The 16,840-nt window shown below is 68.1% G+C and carries 18 protein-coding genes, 2 tRNA genes and 9 pseudogenes; 19 read left to right on the forward strand and 10 right to left on the reverse strand.

Annotated elements, in window-relative coordinates; translation table 11 throughout:
- The 3 genes from BN4348_RS32475 to BN4348_RS32480 form a co-directional block, all read left to right on the forward strand.
- Positions 1–339 (forward strand): HRDC domain-containing protein (locus BN4348_RS32475; RefSeq protein ID WP_211145647.1); only part of this gene is annotated, 339 nt, incomplete at its 5' end.
- Positions 340–437: 98 nt separating this feature from the next.
- A complete protein-coding gene (locus BN4348_RS60315; protein ID WP_167670436.1) occupies positions 438–578 on the forward strand; it encodes a hypothetical protein in 141 nt (46 codons plus the stop codon).
- 134 nt (positions 579–712) lie between these two features.
- The gene (locus tag BN4348_RS32480; RefSeq protein ID WP_066908385.1) at positions 713–982 is read left to right on the forward strand and encodes a WhiB family transcriptional regulator; all 270 of its coding nucleotides are present in this window, start codon (positions 713–715) and stop codon (positions 980–982) included.
- Between the two features lie 97 nt (positions 983–1,079).
- On the opposite strand, the gene BN4348_RS32485 is transcribed toward BN4348_RS32480, so the two are convergent.
- Positions 1,080–2,423 carry a macrolide-binding ATPase MABP-1 gene (locus tag BN4348_RS32485; RefSeq protein WP_066908388.1) on the reverse strand — a complete coding sequence of 448 codons (1,344 nt, stop codon included), beginning with the start codon at positions 2,421–2,423 and terminating at the stop codon, positions 1,080–1,082.
- Positions 2,424–2,509: 86 nt separating this feature from the next.
- Between BN4348_RS32485 and BN4348_RS60320 the strand changes: the two genes are divergently transcribed.
- Entirely contained in the window at positions 2,510–2,683 is a 174-nt protein-coding gene (locus tag BN4348_RS60320) for a hypothetical protein (protein WP_096866053.1), read from the forward strand.
- Position 2,684: 1 nt separating this feature from the next.
- On the opposite strand, the pseudogene BN4348_RS32495 reads toward BN4348_RS60320, so the two are convergent.
- Both BN4348_RS32495 and BN4348_RS32500 read right to left on the reverse strand, forming a co-directional pair.
- A pseudogene (locus BN4348_RS32495) lies at positions 2,685–3,386 on the reverse strand (TOMM precursor leader peptide-binding protein); the annotation flags it as partial.
- Between the two features lie 2 nt (positions 3,387–3,388).
- Positions 3,389–4,423 (reverse strand): annotated as a pseudogene (locus tag BN4348_RS32500) (zinc-dependent metalloprotease); the annotation flags it as partial.
- A 97-nt stretch (positions 4,424–4,520) separates the two neighbouring features.
- Between BN4348_RS32500 and BN4348_RS32505 the strand changes: the two are divergent.
- Positions 4,521–5,543, forward strand: a complete 1,023-nt coding sequence (locus tag BN4348_RS32505; RefSeq protein WP_066908391.1) for a YlbL family protein — start codon at positions 4,521–4,523, stop codon at positions 5,541–5,543.
- A gap of 93 nt (positions 5,544–5,636) precedes the next feature.
- Positions 5,637–8,387 (forward strand): annotated as a pseudogene (locus tag BN4348_RS32510) (UPF0182 family protein); the annotation flags it as partial.
- Positions 8,388–8,574: 187 nt separating this feature from the next.
- Here the strand turns inward: BN4348_RS32510 and BN4348_RS32515 are convergent.
- Positions 8,575–9,453, reverse strand: a pseudogene (locus BN4348_RS32515) (TIGR03617 family F420-dependent LLM class oxidoreductase); the annotation flags it as partial.
- A 147-nt stretch (positions 9,454–9,600) separates the two neighbouring features.
- Here BN4348_RS32515 and BN4348_RS32520 point away from each other — a divergent pair.
- Positions 9,601–9,677: transfer RNA gene (locus tag BN4348_RS32520), tRNA-Met, on the forward strand.
- A 44-nt stretch (positions 9,678–9,721) separates the two neighbouring features.
- Here the strand turns inward: BN4348_RS32520 and BN4348_RS32525 are convergent.
- Positions 9,722–10,303 (reverse strand): TetR/AcrR family transcriptional regulator, encoded by a 582-nt coding sequence (locus tag BN4348_RS32525; RefSeq protein WP_066908397.1) that lies wholly within the window; start codon positions 10,301–10,303, stop codon positions 9,722–9,724.
- A 99-nt stretch (positions 10,304–10,402) separates the two neighbouring features.
- Between BN4348_RS32525 and BN4348_RS62660 the strand changes: the two are divergent.
- Positions 10,403–10,684, forward strand: a pseudogene (locus BN4348_RS62660) (DUF1772 domain-containing protein); the annotation flags it as partial.
- Between the two features lie 105 nt (positions 10,685–10,789).
- On the opposite strand, the pseudogene BN4348_RS61040 reads toward BN4348_RS62660, so the two are convergent.
- A pseudogene (locus BN4348_RS61040) lies at positions 10,790–10,891 on the reverse strand (AraC family transcriptional regulator); the annotation flags it as partial.
- Between the two features lie 95 nt (positions 10,892–10,986).
- On the opposite strand from BN4348_RS61040, the pseudogene BN4348_RS32540 reads away from it, so the two are divergent.
- The 3 genes and pseudogenes from BN4348_RS32540 to BN4348_RS32550 form a co-directional block, all read left to right on the forward strand.
- Positions 10,987–11,118 (forward strand): annotated as a pseudogene (locus BN4348_RS32540) (nitroreductase family protein); the annotation flags it as partial.
- A gap of 83 nt (positions 11,119–11,201) precedes the next feature.
- Entirely contained in the window at positions 11,202–11,852 is a 651-nt protein-coding gene (locus BN4348_RS32545; RefSeq protein WP_066908404.1) for an HD domain-containing protein, read from the forward strand.
- Positions 11,853–11,935: 83 nt separating this feature from the next.
- A complete protein-coding gene (locus BN4348_RS32550) occupies positions 11,936–12,076 on the forward strand; it encodes a hypothetical protein (RefSeq protein ID WP_235852623.1) in 141 nt (46 codons plus the stop codon).
- 9 nt (positions 12,077–12,085) lie between these two features.
- Here the strand turns inward: BN4348_RS32550 and BN4348_RS62665 are convergent, their stop codons facing one another.
- On the reverse strand, positions 12,086–12,379 hold the full coding sequence (locus BN4348_RS62665; protein WP_066908407.1) for a hypothetical protein: 294 nt from the start codon (positions 12,377–12,379) through the stop codon (positions 12,086–12,088).
- A gap of 41 nt (positions 12,380–12,420) precedes the next feature.
- Here BN4348_RS62665 and BN4348_RS62110 point away from each other — a divergent pair, with 41 nt between their 5' ends.
- Positions 12,421–12,546 (forward strand): hypothetical protein, encoded by a 126-nt coding sequence (locus BN4348_RS62110; protein WP_264034237.1) that lies wholly within the window; start codon positions 12,421–12,423, stop codon positions 12,544–12,546.
- Positions 12,547–12,612: 66 nt separating this feature from the next.
- A tRNA-Met gene (locus BN4348_RS32560) sits at positions 12,613–12,689 on the forward strand.
- A 44-nt stretch (positions 12,690–12,733) separates the two neighbouring features.
- Here the strand turns inward: BN4348_RS32560 and BN4348_RS32565 are convergent.
- Positions 12,734–13,315, reverse strand: coding sequence for a TetR/AcrR family transcriptional regulator (locus BN4348_RS32565; protein WP_066908397.1), 582 nt, complete (start codon positions 13,313–13,315; stop codon positions 12,734–12,736).
- 99 nt (positions 13,316–13,414) lie between these two features.
- Here BN4348_RS32565 and BN4348_RS32570 point away from each other — a divergent pair, with 99 nt between their 5' ends.
- The 4 genes from BN4348_RS32570 to BN4348_RS32585 all read left to right on the forward strand — a co-directional run bounded on the left by BN4348_RS32570 (position 13,415) and on the right by BN4348_RS32585 (position 15,203).
- On the forward strand, positions 13,415–13,891 hold the full coding sequence (locus BN4348_RS32570) for a DUF1772 domain-containing protein (RefSeq protein WP_066908409.1): 477 nt from the start codon (positions 13,415–13,417) through the stop codon (positions 13,889–13,891).
- A gap of 40 nt (positions 13,892–13,931) precedes the next feature.
- On the forward strand, positions 13,932–14,249 hold the full coding sequence (locus BN4348_RS32575) for an NIPSNAP family protein (RefSeq protein WP_066908412.1): 318 nt from the start codon (positions 13,932–13,934) through the stop codon (positions 14,247–14,249).
- 22 nt (positions 14,250–14,271) lie between these two features.
- Positions 14,272–14,658 carry a DUF4267 domain-containing protein gene (locus tag BN4348_RS32580; RefSeq protein WP_066908583.1) on the forward strand — a complete coding sequence of 129 codons (387 nt, stop codon included), beginning with the start codon at positions 14,272–14,274 and terminating at the stop codon, positions 14,656–14,658.
- 254 nt (positions 14,659–14,912) lie between these two features.
- Positions 14,913–15,203, forward strand: a complete 291-nt coding sequence (locus BN4348_RS32585) for a hypothetical protein (protein WP_066908415.1) — start codon at positions 14,913–14,915, stop codon at positions 15,201–15,203.
- Positions 15,204–15,214: 11 nt separating this feature from the next.
- Here the strand turns inward: BN4348_RS32585 and BN4348_RS32590 are convergent, their stop codons facing one another.
- Both BN4348_RS32590 and BN4348_RS32595 read right to left on the reverse strand, forming a co-directional pair.
- The gene (locus BN4348_RS32590; RefSeq protein WP_084453932.1) at positions 15,215–15,514 is read right to left on the reverse strand and encodes a hypothetical protein; all 300 of its coding nucleotides are present in this window, start codon (positions 15,512–15,514) and stop codon (positions 15,215–15,217) included.
- Positions 15,515–15,542: 28 nt separating this feature from the next.
- Positions 15,543–15,929 carry a heme-binding protein gene (locus BN4348_RS32595; RefSeq protein WP_066908421.1) on the reverse strand — a complete coding sequence of 129 codons (387 nt, stop codon included), beginning with the start codon at positions 15,927–15,929 and terminating at the stop codon, positions 15,543–15,545.
- Between the two features lie 189 nt (positions 15,930–16,118).
- Between BN4348_RS32595 and BN4348_RS32600 the strand changes: the two are divergent.
- Together BN4348_RS32600 and BN4348_RS32605 are read left to right on the forward strand one after the other, a co-directional pair.
- Positions 16,119–16,577, forward strand: a pseudogene (locus tag BN4348_RS32600) (cation:proton antiporter domain-containing protein); the annotation flags it as partial.
- A gap of 5 nt (positions 16,578–16,582) precedes the next feature.
- A pseudogene (locus BN4348_RS32605) lies at positions 16,583–16,840 on the forward strand (Acg family FMN-binding oxidoreductase); the annotation flags it as partial.

A 16,840-nucleotide genomic window follows, 5' to 3' on the forward strand; every position in this document is an offset into this window, starting at 1 on the left:
GCGCCGGCCAAGTCCCGGCGCGCCCGGGGCGCCGCGACGCGCTGCCGGATCTGCAACAACAGCCTGACCACCCCGGCGGCCATCATGCTGCGGCGGTGCGAGACGTGCGCGGCCGACATCGACGAGGAGTTGTTGCTGCGGCTCAAGGCCTGGCGGCTGGACGTGGCCAAGGAACAGAAGGTACCCGCGTACGTCGTCTTCAGCGACAACACCCTGATCGCGATCGCCGAGCTGCTGCCCGGCGACGAATCGGCGCTGATCGCGATCCCGGGCATCGGTGCGCGCAAGCTCGAACAGTACGGGCCCGACGTCCTGGAGCTGGTCCGCGCGGCCCGCTGAGTAAAAACCGCAGGTCAGAAAATCGGTTGTGGGGACGGGCCGCTACCCTTTACCCTCGAAACCGCACATTGCTGCCAGCTGAGAGAAGGGTCGCCACGATGATCACCAACGCGTTCGGTGTAGGCGTGGCCGCCGCGGTGCTCACCGCGGCCACCTCCCACGCCGCCGTGCCGGCGGCAGCGGTCAAGCACCGTGTCGCCGCCGCGACCGACGCGTCCGTGCCTGGGGGCCATACCTAGCTAGCCCCCGTTGAAGAGGGCCACGGACCCGAAGTCAGCAGGATCCGTGGCCACAGTTATTTGGGTCGAGCGCCTCCCAACCTGGTCTGGATCACGAAGGACAACCACCCGACCAGGAAGCAGGTGAGCAGGACATGTCGGCATTGCCCGTCCGAAGACCGACGCTGCCGGAGTTGCCTTGTCACGTCGACGATCCCGACCTGTGGTTCGCCGAGGCCCCGGCCGACCTCGAGCGCGCCAAGGCGCTGTGCGCGGCCTGCCCAGTGCGCCGGCAGTGCCTGGCCGCGGCGCTGGAACGGGCCGAACCGTGGGGCGTGTGGGGCGGCGAGATCTTCGAGCGCGGCTCGATCGTGAGCCGCAAGCGCCCGCGGGGGCGTCCCCGCAAGGACGCCGTCGCCGCCTAGAAAAAACTCGGAAACCTAAGCCGCGAAAGTGCAACTGCCGACGCGTCTGCCGAGAGGGACCGTCGGTAGTTGCACCCTCGCGGCGCCAGAGAGCCGCCTAGACGACCGCGGTGTCGGGCTCGGCGAAACCGGGGATCAGTTCCTCCGACAGCGCCTTGATCGGCACATGCGCGTCCAGCTGGCACAGGATCGCGGCCACCGAGGCGATGACGCGCATCGGGATCGCCAGCTTGGGCGGCAGGTCCATCTGCCGGGCCGTCTTGATCTGCGACACCGACCGATCGATCTGCACCACGGTCATCTTCTGCAGCCACTTGCGCGTGTAGTGGAAGACGTCGACCTCGATGGGCTCGACGTACTGGCGCAGCATCTCGTCGATGTCGCGCACCGAGACCTGCTGGCCCTTCTGGATGAAGCCGACCTTCTCCATCGTCGGCAACAGCAGGTCGTAGTTCTTGTCGCGGGCCAACCGGATCGTCATGCCCAGCTCGACGGGGTAGCCGCCGGGCAGGGGCGCGACGGCACCGAAGTCGATGACGCCCATCCGGCCGTCGGGCATCAGCATGAAGTTCCCGGGGTGGGCGTCGCCGTGCAGCATTTCCAGCCGGCGGGGCGCGTCGAAGGTGAGCTCGAGCAGGCGGGTGCCGATCAGGTCGCGCTGCTCGGTGGTTCCGTTGCGGATGATCTCCGCCATGTGGATCCCTTCGATCCACTCCTGGACCACCACCTTGGGCGCGCTGGCCACGACGTGCGGCACCAGGAAGTGCGGGCTGTCGTGATACGCCTTGGCGAACTTGCGCTGGTTGTCGGCCTCCAGCCGGTAGTCGAGTTCCATCTCGGTGCGCTCGACCAGTTCGTCGACCACGCCCTGGACGTCCGCGCCCGGCGAGAGCTGCTTGAGCACGCCGACCATGCGCTGCATGGTCTTGAGGTCGGCGCGCAGCGCCTCGTCGGCGCCCGGGTACTGGATCTTCACGGCGACCTCGCGGCCGTCGGCCCACACCGCCTTGTGCACCTGGCCGATGCTGGCCGACGCCACCGGGGTGTCGTCGAACGAGCTGAACCGCTCCCGCCACTTGGTGCCCAGCTGGGCGTCGAGCACGCGGTGCACCTTGGCCGCGGGCAGCGGCGGGGCGTCCTTCTGCAGCTTGGTCAGCGCCTCGCGGTAGGGCTCGCCGTAGTCCTCGGGGATGGCGGCCTCCATCACCGACAGGGCCTGGCCGACTTTCATCGCCCCGCCCTTGAGCTCACCGAGCACGGTGAACAACTGGTTGGCGGCCTTCTCCAGCATCTCGGCCTGGACTTCGTCCTTCGACTTGCCCGTCAACCGTTTGCCGAAGCCGAGCGCCGCCCGACCGGCGAAGCCGACGGGAATGCTGGCCAGCTTCGCGTTGCGCGCAGCACGGCCGCGCTTGATGTCTGACACACATCCATCATCCATGACGGTCGGCGCGCCGCGCGGTCGATCCGGCCATAGGTTGTCCCTGGCACCAAACACGCATCGGAAGGGTGGTACGGGAGAAAGCCATGGCAGCAAAGCAAGCGCAGCACGACGCCGCCGACGCCCTGTTCAGGGCGATCATCGAAACGCTGGATAAGAACCGCAAGGATGGCACCCTGACCGCCGAGATCCTGGAGGAACTCGCCAGGGCGTACGCGTCGGTCTCGGCGTGCGTCCCGGAACAGGGACGGCTCGGGTAGCTCAGCACGGGCACAGCGGGTGCTTGGTCCATTGCCGCGCGACGATCGTGCCCGCGTTGAGGTCGAACTCCAGCGTGGCGTTCAGCGCCGGCGGCGGCGTGGGATCGGGCACGGCCTGCTGCCCGCGCACCGCCGCGATCACCCGGTTCACCTGGCTGAGCGCCAGCGCCGCCGTCGCGAGCAGCGTGGCCCGGTCGGCCACCCCGACGGTGTCGCGCAGCTGGGCGGCGATGGCCGGCCACGAGGCGTCGCGGTCGCTGCGGTGCAGGTCGGCGCAGCCCAGGCAACTGGTCACGCCGGGGATGACCAGCGGGCCCACCAGGCCGGTACCGTCCCGCACCCGAACCGGAAGGTGCGGGACGCCCCGGCCGTGCAGGTCGCGCACCATGCGCGGGTCGGCGATCAGGTAATCCGACAGCACCACCAGGTCCACCGCGTCGGGCGACACCGCGGCGTGCGGCTGGCTGCTGTGCGCGATGCGGGCCCCCGAGCACCGCAACGCCTCCACGAGCAGCTCGGTCAGCGGACCCCGGCCGTGGATCCGGATCGACGCCGCCCGCCCGCGGGGCCGCCGGCATTCGGTCGCGACGCCCGCGCCCACCAGCTGCGCGACGAGGCTGGCCAGGCCCTGGCCGTCCTGCAAGCCGCGGTCGACGGCGTGCCGCCGCAACTCGGAGAGGGGCGTGGGAGACCGCATGGACCGCNGGGAATCCGATCGCCGAGGGCCGCGGTGACCACCACCTGCACCCAGCCGTCGATCAGTGCCAGCAGGGTCTCGAGCCGCTCCAGCGCCTGCTGCTGCTCCGGGGTGGCCTTCGGCTCGAAAACGCCCTGGCCGAGCAGGCTCTCGATGGCCGCCGGATCGGACAGCGACGCCGGATTGAAGTCGCGCGCCAGCTCCTCGATCCCGCTCATGTCGATCTTCATGCCCCGGGCGTAGGCCTCGACCGCCCCCAGCAATTGACTGGACAGCCACGGCACGTGGCTGAACAGCCGGTGGTGTGCGGCCTCGCGGGCGGCCAGGAAGGTCAGGATCTCGCTGCGCGGCTGCTCGAGCCCGGCGGCGAACGATTCGAGCGCGTCGGGCAGTATCGCGGCGATGCCCTTGGGGCCGAGCGGCAGCCCGATGTCGGTCGAGGTCAACACCTCACGCGACAGCCGGCCCAGCGCCTGGCCCAGCTGCGAGCCGAAGGCCATGCCGCCCATCTGCGACATCATCGCCAGCAGCGGACCCGCCATGCTCTTGGCCTCGTCCGGCAACGACGACGCCCACACCGTCGCGATCTGCTCGGCCATCGGATCGCAGAGCCGCTTCCAGGTCTGAAGCGTGTTGTCGACCCAGTCGGTGGGGGTCCACCCCATCGCCTTCGACGTGCCGGCGGGCAGCGCCGTCGCGCCGTCCAGCCAGGTCTCGGCGAGGTGGACCGCATCGGCGATCGCCTTGGTCGTCGAGGCGGGGATGGGTGCGACGAACCCGATCGAGCTGGACGCGACCCGTCGGGCCAGCTCGTAGTTGACCGGTCCCGACGCCTTGCCCCCGGTCGCGACGGTGCCCGCGCTGCTGAACATCTGGCCCAGCTGGGTGAAGATCTGGCCCAAATCGCCCATGCCGAAATCGCCGCTCAGGCCGAAGGCGCCCAACGGGTCGGACGCCCCCGAGCCGGAATCGGGGTCTTTCTTCCCGCGCTTCTCGTGCTCCGGGTCCTCGCCGGAGGAGAAGCCGAAAGGCACGTCAGGCATATCGCTAACGGTACTCACCGCTTCAACGCGGCGTGCGATCTCGGGTCACGCTCGTAGCTGAACGATGCAGCGCCGGGATCCGGTTAGGGTAAGCGGCGTGAACAGGCGGATCCTGACCCTGCTCGTCGCACTGGTGCCGATCGTCGTTTTCGGCGTGCTGCTCGCGGTGGTGACGGTGCCGTTCGTGTCGCTCGGGCCCGGTCCGACGTTCGACACGCTCGGTGAGGTCGACGGCAAGCAGGTGGTGGCGATCGAGGGCACGGTGACGCACCCGACGACCGGACACCTCAACATGACGACGGTGTCCCAGCGCGACGAGCTGAGCCTGGGCGAAGCGCTGACGCTGTGGCTGTCGGGGCAGGAACAGCTGGTACCGCGCGATCTCGTCTACCCGCCGGGCAAATCGCGGGACGAGGTCGATAAGGCCAACAACGCCGACTTCAAGCAGTCGGAGGACAGCGCCGAGTACGCCGCCCTGGGATACCTGAAGTACCCGGTCGCGGTGACGGTCGCGACGGTCACCGACCCCGGGCCGTCGGCGGGCAAGCTGAAGTCCGGTGACGCCATCGACGCGGTCAACGGCACGCCGGTCGCCAGCGTCGAGCAGTTCACGGGCTATCTGAAGAACACCAAACCCGGTCAGGTGGTGACGATCGACTATCGCCGCAAGAACGAGCCCGCCGGGGTGGCGCAAATCACGCTGGGAACGAACAAGGATCGTGACTACGGCTTCATGGGCGTGGCGGTGCTCGACGCGCCGTGGGCGCCGTTCACCGTCGACTTCAACCTTGCCAACGTGGGCGGTCCGTCGGCGGGGCTGATGTTCAGCCTGGCGGTCGTCGACAAGCTCACCACCGGTGACCTGGCCGGTTCGAAGTTCATCGCGGGAACCGGCACCATCTCCGTCGACGGCAAGGTGGGCCAGATCGGCGGGATCACCCACAAGATGGTCGCCGCACACGCGGCCGGGGCCACGGTGTTCCTGGTGCCGGCCAAGAATTGCTACGAGGCGACCTCGGACAATCCGTCCGGCCTGCGCTTGGTGAAGGTGGAGACCCTCAGCCAGGCGGTGGACGCGCTGCACGCGATCACGTCGGGGGGTCAGCCGCCCAGTTGCTAGCCCGGCCGGGCGGCCGCGCGAGATGCGTACAGTTGTGATCTAGAAATCCCAGAATTTCACCAGCCCAGCCATAACGATCAGGGAGCGTAGCCAGTGGGGATGCGGCCCACCGCACGGATGCCGAAGCTGACTCGGCGCAGCCGGATTCTGATCCTGATCGCACTGGGTGTGATCGTTTTGCTGCTCGCCGGCCCGCGGCTGATCGACGCCTACGTCGACTGGCTGTGGTTCGGTGAACTCGGCTACCGCTCGGTGTTCACCACCGTGCTGGTCACCCGCATGGTGGTCTTTCTGGTCGCCGGCCTGCTGGTGGGCGGGATCGTGTTCGCCGGGCTCGCGGTGGGCTATCGCACCCGGCCGGTGTTCGTGCCGAGCAACAACAACGATCCCGTGGCGCGCTACCGCGCCGTCGTGGTGTCGCGGCTGCGGGTGGTGGGCATCGGCATCCCGGTAGCGGTGGGCCTGCTGGCGGGCATCATCGCGCAGAGCTACTGGGTGCGGGTCCAGCTCTTCCTGCACGGCGAAAACTTCGGCATCAGGGATCCGCAGTTCGGCAAGGATCTCGGCTTCTACGCGTTCGACCTGCCGTTCTACCGGCTGCTGCTCAGCTACATGTTCGTGGCGGTGTTCCTGGCCTTGCTGGCGAACGTGCTGTCGCACTACATCTTTGGCGGCATCCGGCTGTCCGGCCGCACCGGGGCGCTGAGCCGCTCGGCGCGGATCCAGCTGGTGACCCTGGTCGGGCTGCTGGTGCTGCTCAAGGCCGTCGCCTATTGGCTGGACCGCTACGAGCTGCTGTCGCACACCCGCGGCGGCAAGCCGTTCACCGGTGCCGGGTACACCGACATCAACGCGGTGCTGCCGGCGAAGCTGATCCTGATGGCGATCGCGGTGATCTGCGCGGCCGCGGTGTTCTCCGCAATCGCCCTGCGCGACTTGCGGATTCCGGCGATCGGCCTGGTGCTGTTGCTGCTGTCGTCGTTGATCGTGGGGGCCGGGTGGCCGTTGATCGTCGAGCAGATCAGCGTCAGACCGAATGCGGCGCAAAAGGAAAGCGAATACATCAGCCGCAGCATCGCCGCGACGCGGCAGGCCTACGGCCTGACGTCCGACCAGGTCAGCTACCGCAACTACAGCGGCGACGGGCAGGCCACCGCGCAGCAGGTCGCGGCCGACCGGGCAACCACCTCCAACATCCGGCTGCTGGACCCCACCATCGTCAGCCCGGCGTTCACCCAGTTCCAGCAGGGCAAGAACTTCTACTACTTCCCCGACCAGCTCTCCATCGACCGGTACCTGGACCGCAACGGGGCGCTGCGCGACTACGTCGTCGCCGCCCGGGAACTCAACCCCGACCGGCTGATCGACAACCAGCGGGACTGGATCAACCGGCACACCGTCTACACCCACGGCAACGGCTTCATCGCGTCGCCGGCCAACACGGTGCGCGGAATCGCCAACGACCCCAACCAAAACGGCGGCTATCCCGAATTCCTGGCCAACGTCGTCGGCGCCAACGGCAGCATCGTGTCCGACGGGCCCGCGCCGCTGGATCAGCCGCGCATCTACTACGGACCGGTCATCTCCAACACCTCCGCCGACTACGCGATCGTGGGCCGCAACGGCACCGACCGCGAATACGACTACGAGACCAGCACCGAAACCAAGAACTACACCTACACCGGGCTCGGGGGAGTGCCGGTCGGCGACTGGTTGTCCCGCAGCGTGTTCGCCGCCAAGTTCGCCGAGCGAAACTTCTTGTTCTCCAACGTGATCGGCTCCAACAGCAAGATCCTGTTCAACCGCGATCCGGCGCGTCGGGTGGAGGCGGTGGCGCCGTGGCTGACGACCGACAGTGCCGTGTACCCGGCGATCGTCAACAAGCGGCTGGTGTGGATCATCGACGGCTACACCACCCTGGACAACTACCCCTACTCGGAGTTGACGTCCCTGGAATCGGCCACCGCCGACTCCACCGAGGTGGCGTTCAACCGGCTGGCGCCGGACAAGAAGGTGTCCTACATCCGAAACTCGGTGAAGGCCACCGTGGATGCCTATGACGGGACCGTCACGCTGTATCAGCAGGACGAACAGGATCCGGTGCTGAAGGCGTGGATGAAGGTGTTCCCCGGAACCGTCAAGCCCAAGAGCGACATCACCCCCGAGCTTGCCGAGCACCTGCGTTACCCCGAGGACCTGTTCAAGGTTCAGCGGATGCTGCTGGCCAAGTACCACGTCAACGACCCGGTGACGTTCTTCTCCACGTCCGATTTCTGGGACGTGCCGCTTGACCCGAACCCCACCGCCAGCAGCTATCAGCCGCCCTATTACATCGTCGCGAAAAACATTGCAAAGAACGACAATTCGGCCTCATACCAGTTGATCAGCGCGATGAACAGGTTCAAGCGCGACTACCTGGCGGCCTACATCAGCGCCAGCTCGGACCCGGCGACGTACGGCCGGATCACCGTGCTGACCATCCCGGGTCAGGTCAACGGCCCGAAGCTGGCCAACAACGCCATCACCACCGACCCGGCGGTCTCCCAGGACCTCGGCGTGATCGGGCGCGACAACCAGAACCGGATCCGCTGGGGCAACCTGCTCACCCTGCCGGTGGGCCAGGGCGGCCTGCTCTACGTCGAGCCCGTCTACGCCTCGCCTGGGGCCAGCGACGCGGCGTCGTCGTACCCGCGGCTGATCCGGGTGGCGATGATGTACAACGACAAGATCGGCTACGGCCCCACCGTGAGCGACGCCCTCAACGGGCTGTTCGGGCCCGGTGCGGGCGCGACCGCGACCGGGATCCAGCCCACCGAGCCCGGCGCAGCCCCGGCCCCGGCCGCCANACGGCGCCGCGCTGCAGCGGCTGGACGACGCGATCAACAAGTACAACGCCACGAAGTAGCCTCCTTCGCCGCGAGCTGGGGGCACTCCCCCAGAGGGGGGACCCCCACCCGCTTGCGGGGGAGCGTGTCTGTACGGCGACACGCCGTAAACCTCGGCATTCTGCGCACGCTCGCCACGCGCGCACTCACCCCTGTAGCCGGCGGGCGACCTCGCCGTAGCGCTCGAAGCGCTCGCGGTCGCCCAGCGCTCCAAAAGCGTTGTACAGCACCAGCCGCGTCGCGACCCCCGCGTACTTCTTTTTCAGCGCGTCGGCCAACCCGTCCCACGTCGACTCCGTGGCGAAGGCGGCGATGTGCTCGTCGGTGATCTGGGCCGCCATGCCGGCGAAATCCCCGGCCTTCTGCTTTTCCCGGATGCGGGCCGTCGTGCCCTCGAATCCCGCCTCGTCCCAGATGAACGCGTAATTGGGTGTGCTGCCGTAAAAGGACATGCTGGCCCGCACCGACTCCCGTTCGCTGTCGCGCTCTTCGTCGCTGTCGCCGACGATCGTCATCGCCGGCACGATCATGGCGATCTCCGACGGGGAGCGCCCGGCCTTCGCGGCTCCCTTCGCGACGTTGGGCACGACGTGACGGGCCAGGTAGCCGGGCTCGCCGAGCGGGTGGACGTGCACGCCGTCGGCGACTTCGCCGGCCATCCGCAACATCCACGGATTCACCGCCGCCACATCGACTTTCGGGTCGGGCGCATCGATGGGTCCGGCGCTCCACTGCGGGGTGATGAAGTCCAGGTCGTAGAACTCGCCGTGATGCTCGAGCTTGCCCGTTCGGAACGCGGCGAAACACGACTTGACGGCGCGCACGTAGTCGCGCAGCCGCGGACCGGGCCGCTCGAAGGCCATCCCGTAGCGCCGCACCACGTGCGTACGCACCTGCGTGCCGAGGCCCAGCCGGAACTTCCCGCCGGTCGACTCCTGCAGTTCCCAGGCGGTGGCGGCCGTGACGAAGGGGCTGCGCGGGAAGGCCACCGCGACCCCGGTGGACAGCTCGAGGCCGGGCGCGGCNACGGGCGGTTGATGGTGGGCCTGCAACCCGTGGGCGACTTCCGGTGCCTCGGCGCACTGACCGCGCGCGTCCGCCGCTGAAAAAGGCACTGGTCAGGCGGCGATTTGGCCGCCGCGACGCGGGTTCGGTAACCTGTCATTTACCAACGCGGGGTGGAGCAGCTCGGTAGCTCGCTGGGCTCATAACCCAGAGGTCGCAGGTTCGAATCCTGTCCCCGCTACCAGGTGAAATGGCTCCCGGAGGAAACTCCGGGAGCCATTTTTCTGCCTACTTCGGTTTTCCGGTGAACTCGCTGACGAGCAGTCGGAGCCGCTCCGAGTCGTGGGTCGGGCGCAGGCGCCCGGTGCGGCCGAGGGTGACCAGCCCGTGCAGCGCCGCCCAGAAAACCTCGGTGAGGGTGTCGGTGTCCTGTTCGTCGGCGACCATGGCGACCGCTCGATGCAACGCCGCGAAGGCCGCCGTCAGCTGAGGCGGTGTGTCCTCGGCGGCGAACCGCAGGGTGGTCGCGCGGGTGAACATGGCGTCGTAGACGGCCGGGTTGTCGCGGGCGAAATCCAGGTAGGCGTGGGCAATCCGGGTCAGGGTGTCACCGGCCGCGGCGGTGTCGGCGTGGGCGGCGCGGATCGCCTCGGCGAGTTCGGCGAACCCGTCGAGCGCGACGGCGTCGGCGATTTGATCCATGCCGGCGAAGTGCTTGTACAACACCGGCTGGCTGTACTCGATCTCGGTGGACAACCGACGGGTGGTGACGGCCTCCCAGCCCTCGGCCTCGGCCAGCTTGCGCGCGGTTCCGATGATCAGCTGCCGGCGGGCGGCCCGTTCGCGTTCGCGACGATCCTCGATGGCCATGCCTAACGGTATCATGGCTAGAAAATCTAGCAACGCTATTGACGCGGGGCCGCCCCAGGGTTAGCGTTGCTAGCACTTGCGAGTGAGGGGAGTTGCAACATGGCTTTGGACGACGTCACCCGCGCCGCCGTACTGCTGGCGGTGTTGGGCACCGCGGTGGTCTACGGCACCGACGTGTTCTGCGCGATGGTGATGCGACCGGCGTTGGCGCTGGTGGACGACGATGCCCTGGTCGCGGTGACGGGACGCGTGCATCGCTACGGTGACCGGCGCATGCCGGTGCCGGGGGTCCTCGGGGTTGTCGCCGCCACGCTGACCACGGTGCTGGCCGCGGTCGGCGCGCACTGGGCGCAGGCCATCGCGGCGGGCGCGGNGCCCGGAGAACCCGGCGGCCTGGGTTCGACGGGCCAGACCACCGATCTTGTCCAGCGGTTGGGGGACCGTCATCACGTCGATGTGCATGGCGGAACAGTATGCCGGAAGGTCTCAACCGCGCGATGCCGTGCGGAATCTCGCCCGGTAGGCCTTCGGTGAGACGCCGAGGTGGTCGATGAACACCCGCCGCAGGCTTTCGGTGCTACCGAATCCGGGCCAGGCGCGCATCGACCCCGCCCTGACGCGGGGGAACCTCGTCGACAGCATTTCAACAGCGGTTGGCCCGAATAGCGGAAAGGAGCAGACTGATGGACATCCACGAGGAGTTGGACACCACCAGGATGATGCGGCGGTTGCGGCCGGACCCGGTTCCACCGGACGTGCAGGCGCGCATCCTCGATGCGGCCGTCCGCGCGCCCAACGGGGGAAACACCCAACGCGGTGCCGAGGTGCCGCAACCGCTGTGGTCTCCTCAAACCGAGACGGCCGGCCTGGCCGCCGTGGGCTGAAGGGAGACACCACCATGACCATCGGGTCAACGGAAACCATCGCCGGCATCGCGATACCCGACACCGACCTGGCGCGCGGGATCACCGACTACATCCGCGACGCCGAAGACGACCTGCTGTTCGACCATTCGCGCCGGGTCTTTTTGTTCGGCGCGCTGCAGGCTCGGCGCCGCGGACTGCAGCCGGACCTGGAGCTGCTCTACGCCGGGGCGATGTTCCACGACCTGGGTCTCACCCAGCGCTACCGCGGCTCGACCCTACGCTTCGAGGTCGACGGCGCCAATGCGGCGCGCGAGTTCCTGCTGCGGCATGGCGTCGATGAGGCCGGCGCCGACAAGGTGTGGCTGAGCATCGCCCTACACACCACACCCGGCGTGCCCGAGTTTCTGGCGCCCGAGATCGCCTGTGTCACCGCGGGTGTGGAGACCGACGTGCTGGGCATCGGCCGCGACGACCTTTCCCCCGAAGCGCTCGCCGCGGTCACCGCCGCCCACCCGCGACCGGATTTCAAGCGGCGGATCCTGGCTGCGTTCAACGACGGGATGAAGCACCGGCCGGACAGCACCTTCGGCACGGTGAATGCCGATGTGCTGCAACACTTCGACCCGACGTTCGCCCGCGCCGATTTCGTCGACATCATCATGGGCAACACCTGGCCCGAATAGCCGGCACCGCGAGGAGGTAGCGCACATGAGCGATGGCGCTAAGCAAATCGGGGTCACGGTCGTGCAGCCGGGTGAGGGCGACTATGTGGGACACCCCCGGCGGATTCGAGAACTACTTCCGCGAACTTGGTGAGCTGGCGGACAAATGCGGGCTGACCTACGGGTCACCGGACTGGATGGACGACATCGCCCGGCGCTACGGGCTGAACCCGTCTTCACACTGACGTCACCGGCTACCCGGCCGCCTCCTTGTCGAACTCCGAGGCGATGTCGCGGGCGACCCGCTTGAGCAGCGGGGCGACTTCCGTCGCGGATTTCAGCGTGACCCGGGCCGCGGGACCCGAGATCGAGATCGCCGTCAGCCGCGCTGGACCAGGCGGATACCGCAGAGCAGAAGGGCTTTGGCGGCCGCGGAGTGGGCGCGGCTCAATGACCCCGGCGCTTTCGCCGAGCCGCACCGCCGGCTGTTTGACGCGCACTTCGTTTTGGGCGAGGACATCGACGACCAGGCCGTCATCGACCGGCACGCCTTGCTCGCGGGCGTCGACGTGTCGGGCAGGCCGCGTGGGTGGCGCGCCACCGCGGCGTCGACGGCACACCGGCCTGGCTGGTCGACGGGCGGTTGATGGTGGGCCTGCAACCCGTGGGCGACTTCCGGTGCCTCGGCGCACTGACCGCGCGCGTCCGCCGCTGAAAAAGGCACTGGTCAGGCGGCGATTTGGCCGCCGCGACGCGGGTTCGGTAACCTGTCATTTACCAACGCGGGGTGGAGCAGCTCGGTAGCTCGCTGGGCTCATAACCCAGAGGTCGCAGGTTCGAATCCTGTCCCCGCTACCAGGTGAAATGGCTCCCGGAGGAAACTCCGGGAGCCATTTTTCTGCCTACTTCGGTTTTCCGGTGAACTCGCTGACGAGCAGTCGGAGCCGCTCCGAGTCGTGGGTCGGGCGCAGGCGCCCGGTGCGGCCGAGGGTGACCAGCCCGTGCAGCGCCGCCCAGAAAACCTCGGTGAGGGTGTCGGTGTCCTGTTCGTCGGCGACCATGGCGACCGCTCGATGCAACGCCGCGAAGGCCGCCGTCAGCTGAGGCGGTGTGTCCTCGGCGGCGAACCGCAGGGTGGTCGCGCGGGTGAACATGGCGTCGTAGACGGCCGGGTTGTCGCGGGCGAAATCCAGGTAGGCGTGGGCAATCCGGGTCAGGGTGTCACCGGCCGCGGCGGTGTCGGCGTGGGCGGCGCGGATCGCCTCGGCGAGTTCGGCGAACCCGTCGAGCGCGACGGCGTCGGCGATTTGATCCATGCCGGCGAAGTGCTTGTACAACACCGGCTGGCTGTACTCGATCTCGGTGGACAACCGACGGGTGGTGACGGCCTCCCAGCCCTCGGCCTCGGCCAGCTTGCGCGCGGTTCCGATGATCAGCTGCCGGCGGGCGGCCCGTTCGCGTTCGCGACGATCCTCGATGGCCATGCCTAACGGTATCATGGCTAGAAAATCTAGCAACGCTATTGACGCGGGGCCGCCCCAGGGTTAGCGTTGCTAGCACTTGCGAGTGAGGGGAGTTGCAACATGGCTTTGGACGACGTCACCCGCGCCGCCGTACTGCTGGCGGTGTTGGGCACCGCGGTGGTCTACGGCACCGACGTGTTCTGCGCGATGGTGATGCGACCGGCGTTGGCGCTGGTGGACGACGATGCCCTGGTCGCGGTGACGGGACGCGTGCATCGCTACGGTGACCGGCGCATGCCGGTGCCGGGGGTCCTCGGGGTTGTCGCCGCCACGCTGACCACGGTGCTGGCCGCGGTCGGCGCGCACTGGGCGCAGGCCATCGCGGCGGGCGCGGCCCTGGTCCCGCTGCTGATCTGGCTTGTGCTCTACACGCGGGTGAGCGCGCCCATCAATCGGCAACTGACCGCGGCCGCCGAAGCCGGACAACCGCTTGCGAACGGGCGTGCGCTGCAGGCGAAGTGGGACTCGATCATCGACGTTCGCGCGATACTGCAGGGCCTGGCGGTGGTCGCCCTCTGCGCGGCGCTGACGATCTGACACTGTACAGCCGAATCCGACTGCGAGGAGACAGATTTCAATGCTTCAGCTCAGGATCTATACCCTGCGCTCGCCGGAAGCTTTGCGGCAGTACACGACGGTGCACTGGGCGCGGCACCTGGCCACGTTTGAGGCGTTCGGGGTCACCACGCACGGCGTGTGGACCGAGCGCGGCGGCGACGCGAATCGACTCGTAGCGCTGATCGGCTACCCACCGGGCGCCGACCCCGACGATCTCACTCGGCACATCATGGCCAGCCCCGAATTCGCCGCGGACATGGCCGGCTTCGATGTCGACGCGATCGTCGACGTCGAGACGACATTGCTTGACCCGACGCCGTTTTCACCGATTCACTGACGACGCCTTAGGAGTGCTCGACATGACCATCACCACCACCATCGGCTACGTCCTCGCCGGCATCCTCGCCGCGGCCATCATCTTCATCGGCGCACGCTTCCTCGTCGGGCCGCGCGTCGCCGCCGCCGGCTACGGCGTGCTACCCGATCTGGACCGACCGGGTGAGGGCGCCTACTTGAGCGTCAAGGGCGTCCGCGACATCGCCACGGGGCTGTTCGTCATCATCCTGATGATCGCCGGCGCAACCCACTTGATCGGCTGGGTGATGTTGGCCGCCACGATCATTCCGCTCGCCGACGCCGCCATCGTGCTGCGCAACGGCGGCGCCAAGTCGACCGCCTGGGGCGTCCACGGCGGCACCGCGGTCGTCATGCTCGTCACCACCGCGCTCCTGCTGGTGTCCAGCTGAGAGCCGATCTGGTCGCACCGCCTCGCAGCGCCGGATACCGGGCCGCACCAGCGCCTCGCCCTCGGCGAGACGATGAGCCGCGCTCGCGACCGTATGCGTTCCCCACCGCCCCGCTGCGCTGTCCGAATCCGGAGCCGCGAGGCGGTATCCAAGACCCTCACGAAATTGTGTTCGTTGCGTCGACGGCGGAAATGGGTAACTAACGCAGTAGTCGGGCGGCTAACAGCAAGTCAGTGTCGGAAGGTGGGGATCGCATGGTTCGTCAAGAGGAGGGCCGGTGGGACGTCAGTGTCAAGAGCAACGCGGTTTGCGTCGAGCGCATCTCGGACGGTGACAAACAGTTATTCGAAGACTTGTTGGCGCCCCAGGAGGCCCGCGAACTGGCGGGGCTCTTGACGAAGTTCGCCGACAAGGTCGACGAGTCCGAGAAATCCGACGAGTCCGATGAATCCGACGAGTCCGAGGACGACTCCGACGGGTCTGAGGAGTCTGAGGAGCCTGACGACTCAGACGAGCCCGAGGACTCCGACGAGTCCGACGGCTAGTCTCGGGGGTGCTAGGTGCACCCGCTCACCTGGATTCGCCGGCCCGCGTTGACGCAGACGTTCACGTTCGGCGGGGGCGGCGGCGGAAAGTCCTGCGGCAGCGGCGCATAGTCGGCCGGCGGCGGGGCATAGGTGCCGACGGTGTCGGCGACGTTGGTGCACCCGCTCACCGAAACCCGTCGGCCGACGCTCGCGCACACGTCGGCGTGGGCCACACCGGACGGCTGCACCATGGCACAGATTTCCGGAATCGCCGTGAGAGCCAACGTCGTAATCCCCGCGGCAGCCCACGATCGCACCAACGGATTCATGGCCATGTCCTTTCGCAGTCGCCGTCGCCTAGGGAGTGGCACCGGGCTCCCCGACCAGTGGCGTCCACTGGCAGCGCTGCTTGATGTCGACCAGCGGCTGCCGGATGTTCTCCAAATCGGCTTGCTCCTGCGGGTTGGCGTTGAAGTAATTCTGGACTTCGTCGCGGATCTGGTCTTTGGGCCGGTCCTGCAGGCCGGTATAGAACCCGTTCACGTCCGGGTGCGTGAACAGGTAGGTCGAGAGCGACGCCGCAACGCCCGCCGCGACACCGGCCACGTCGGCGGCGGTGCAGTTGGCCGGCGGGGCGTCAGCCGCGGCGGTCGCCGCGGTGGCACACCACAGTGCGCCGGTCACTGCTCCAGCTCCGATGGCACCGACCGCTACGCGGCGCCGGCGGGAGGTTCGGGGGAACATAGCGGGCTCCTTCTTCCGATGATCAACTTGACGGCAACCGACGCGGGTTGCCGTCCAGGGCACGCTAAGCCAACGGCGGCCCCTGGCACCAGGGGAAATGGTCCCCAAGACTCTCCGGGCCACTTCCACACCTTTTGCGAACCTGCCTGCAGAATGACTTGGTGCTGACCGCGTGGAAGGGCCGCTGAGGTGCACGGGTTCGGCTTCCACACCCTGGCGCTGCTGACCGCGGTGGGTTTCGCCGGCCCGCTGCTGGCCTCGCTGCCGAGCTTGCGGATCCCGGTCATCATCGGGGAACTGGCGGCGGGGCTCATCGTCGGCAAAACCGGGTTCGGCGTCGTGGACGACTCCAACCCCACCTTTGGGTTGTTGGCGAACATCGGCTTCGCGCTGGTGATGTTCGTGGTCGGCACCCACGTCCCGGTTCGCGATCCCAAGCTGCGCTCGGCCGCACCGCGGGCGCTGGTGCGGGCGGTCGTGATCGGGGCCGTCGCGGCGGCCCTCGGTGCCTGCCTGGCGGCGGCGTTCGGCACCGGCCACGCCGCGTTGTACGCGGTCCTGATGGCCTCGTCGTCGGCGGCGCTGGCGCTGCCGGTGATCGATTCGCTGCGGTTGCAGGGGCCCGATGTGCTGTCGGTGACCGTGCAGNCACCAGCCTCGTGCTCCTGACCGCGACGTCGTTGGGGCTGGCCAGCTGCCCGGTCACCGAACCGCTGGAGATCGCCGAAACGCGCGAGTCGGTCCGGTCCGACATCTTCGGCGGGGGTGATTACCCGCAGATGCTGCTTCGGGTGGGCTGGGCGACGATCAACGCCGACCCGTTGCCGGCGACGCCGCGGCGCGACCTCTCGGACTTCGTCGAATGGGTGAATGGGCACGACGGCAGCGGCGCAAGCGATCTAGGCGGATGA

Origin of the sequence: Mycobacterium interjectum, assembly GCF_900078675.2 — a bacterium.
In the GTDB taxonomy this organism is placed as follows: domain Bacteria; phylum Actinomycetota; class Actinomycetes; order Mycobacteriales; family Mycobacteriaceae; genus Mycobacterium; species Mycobacterium interjectum.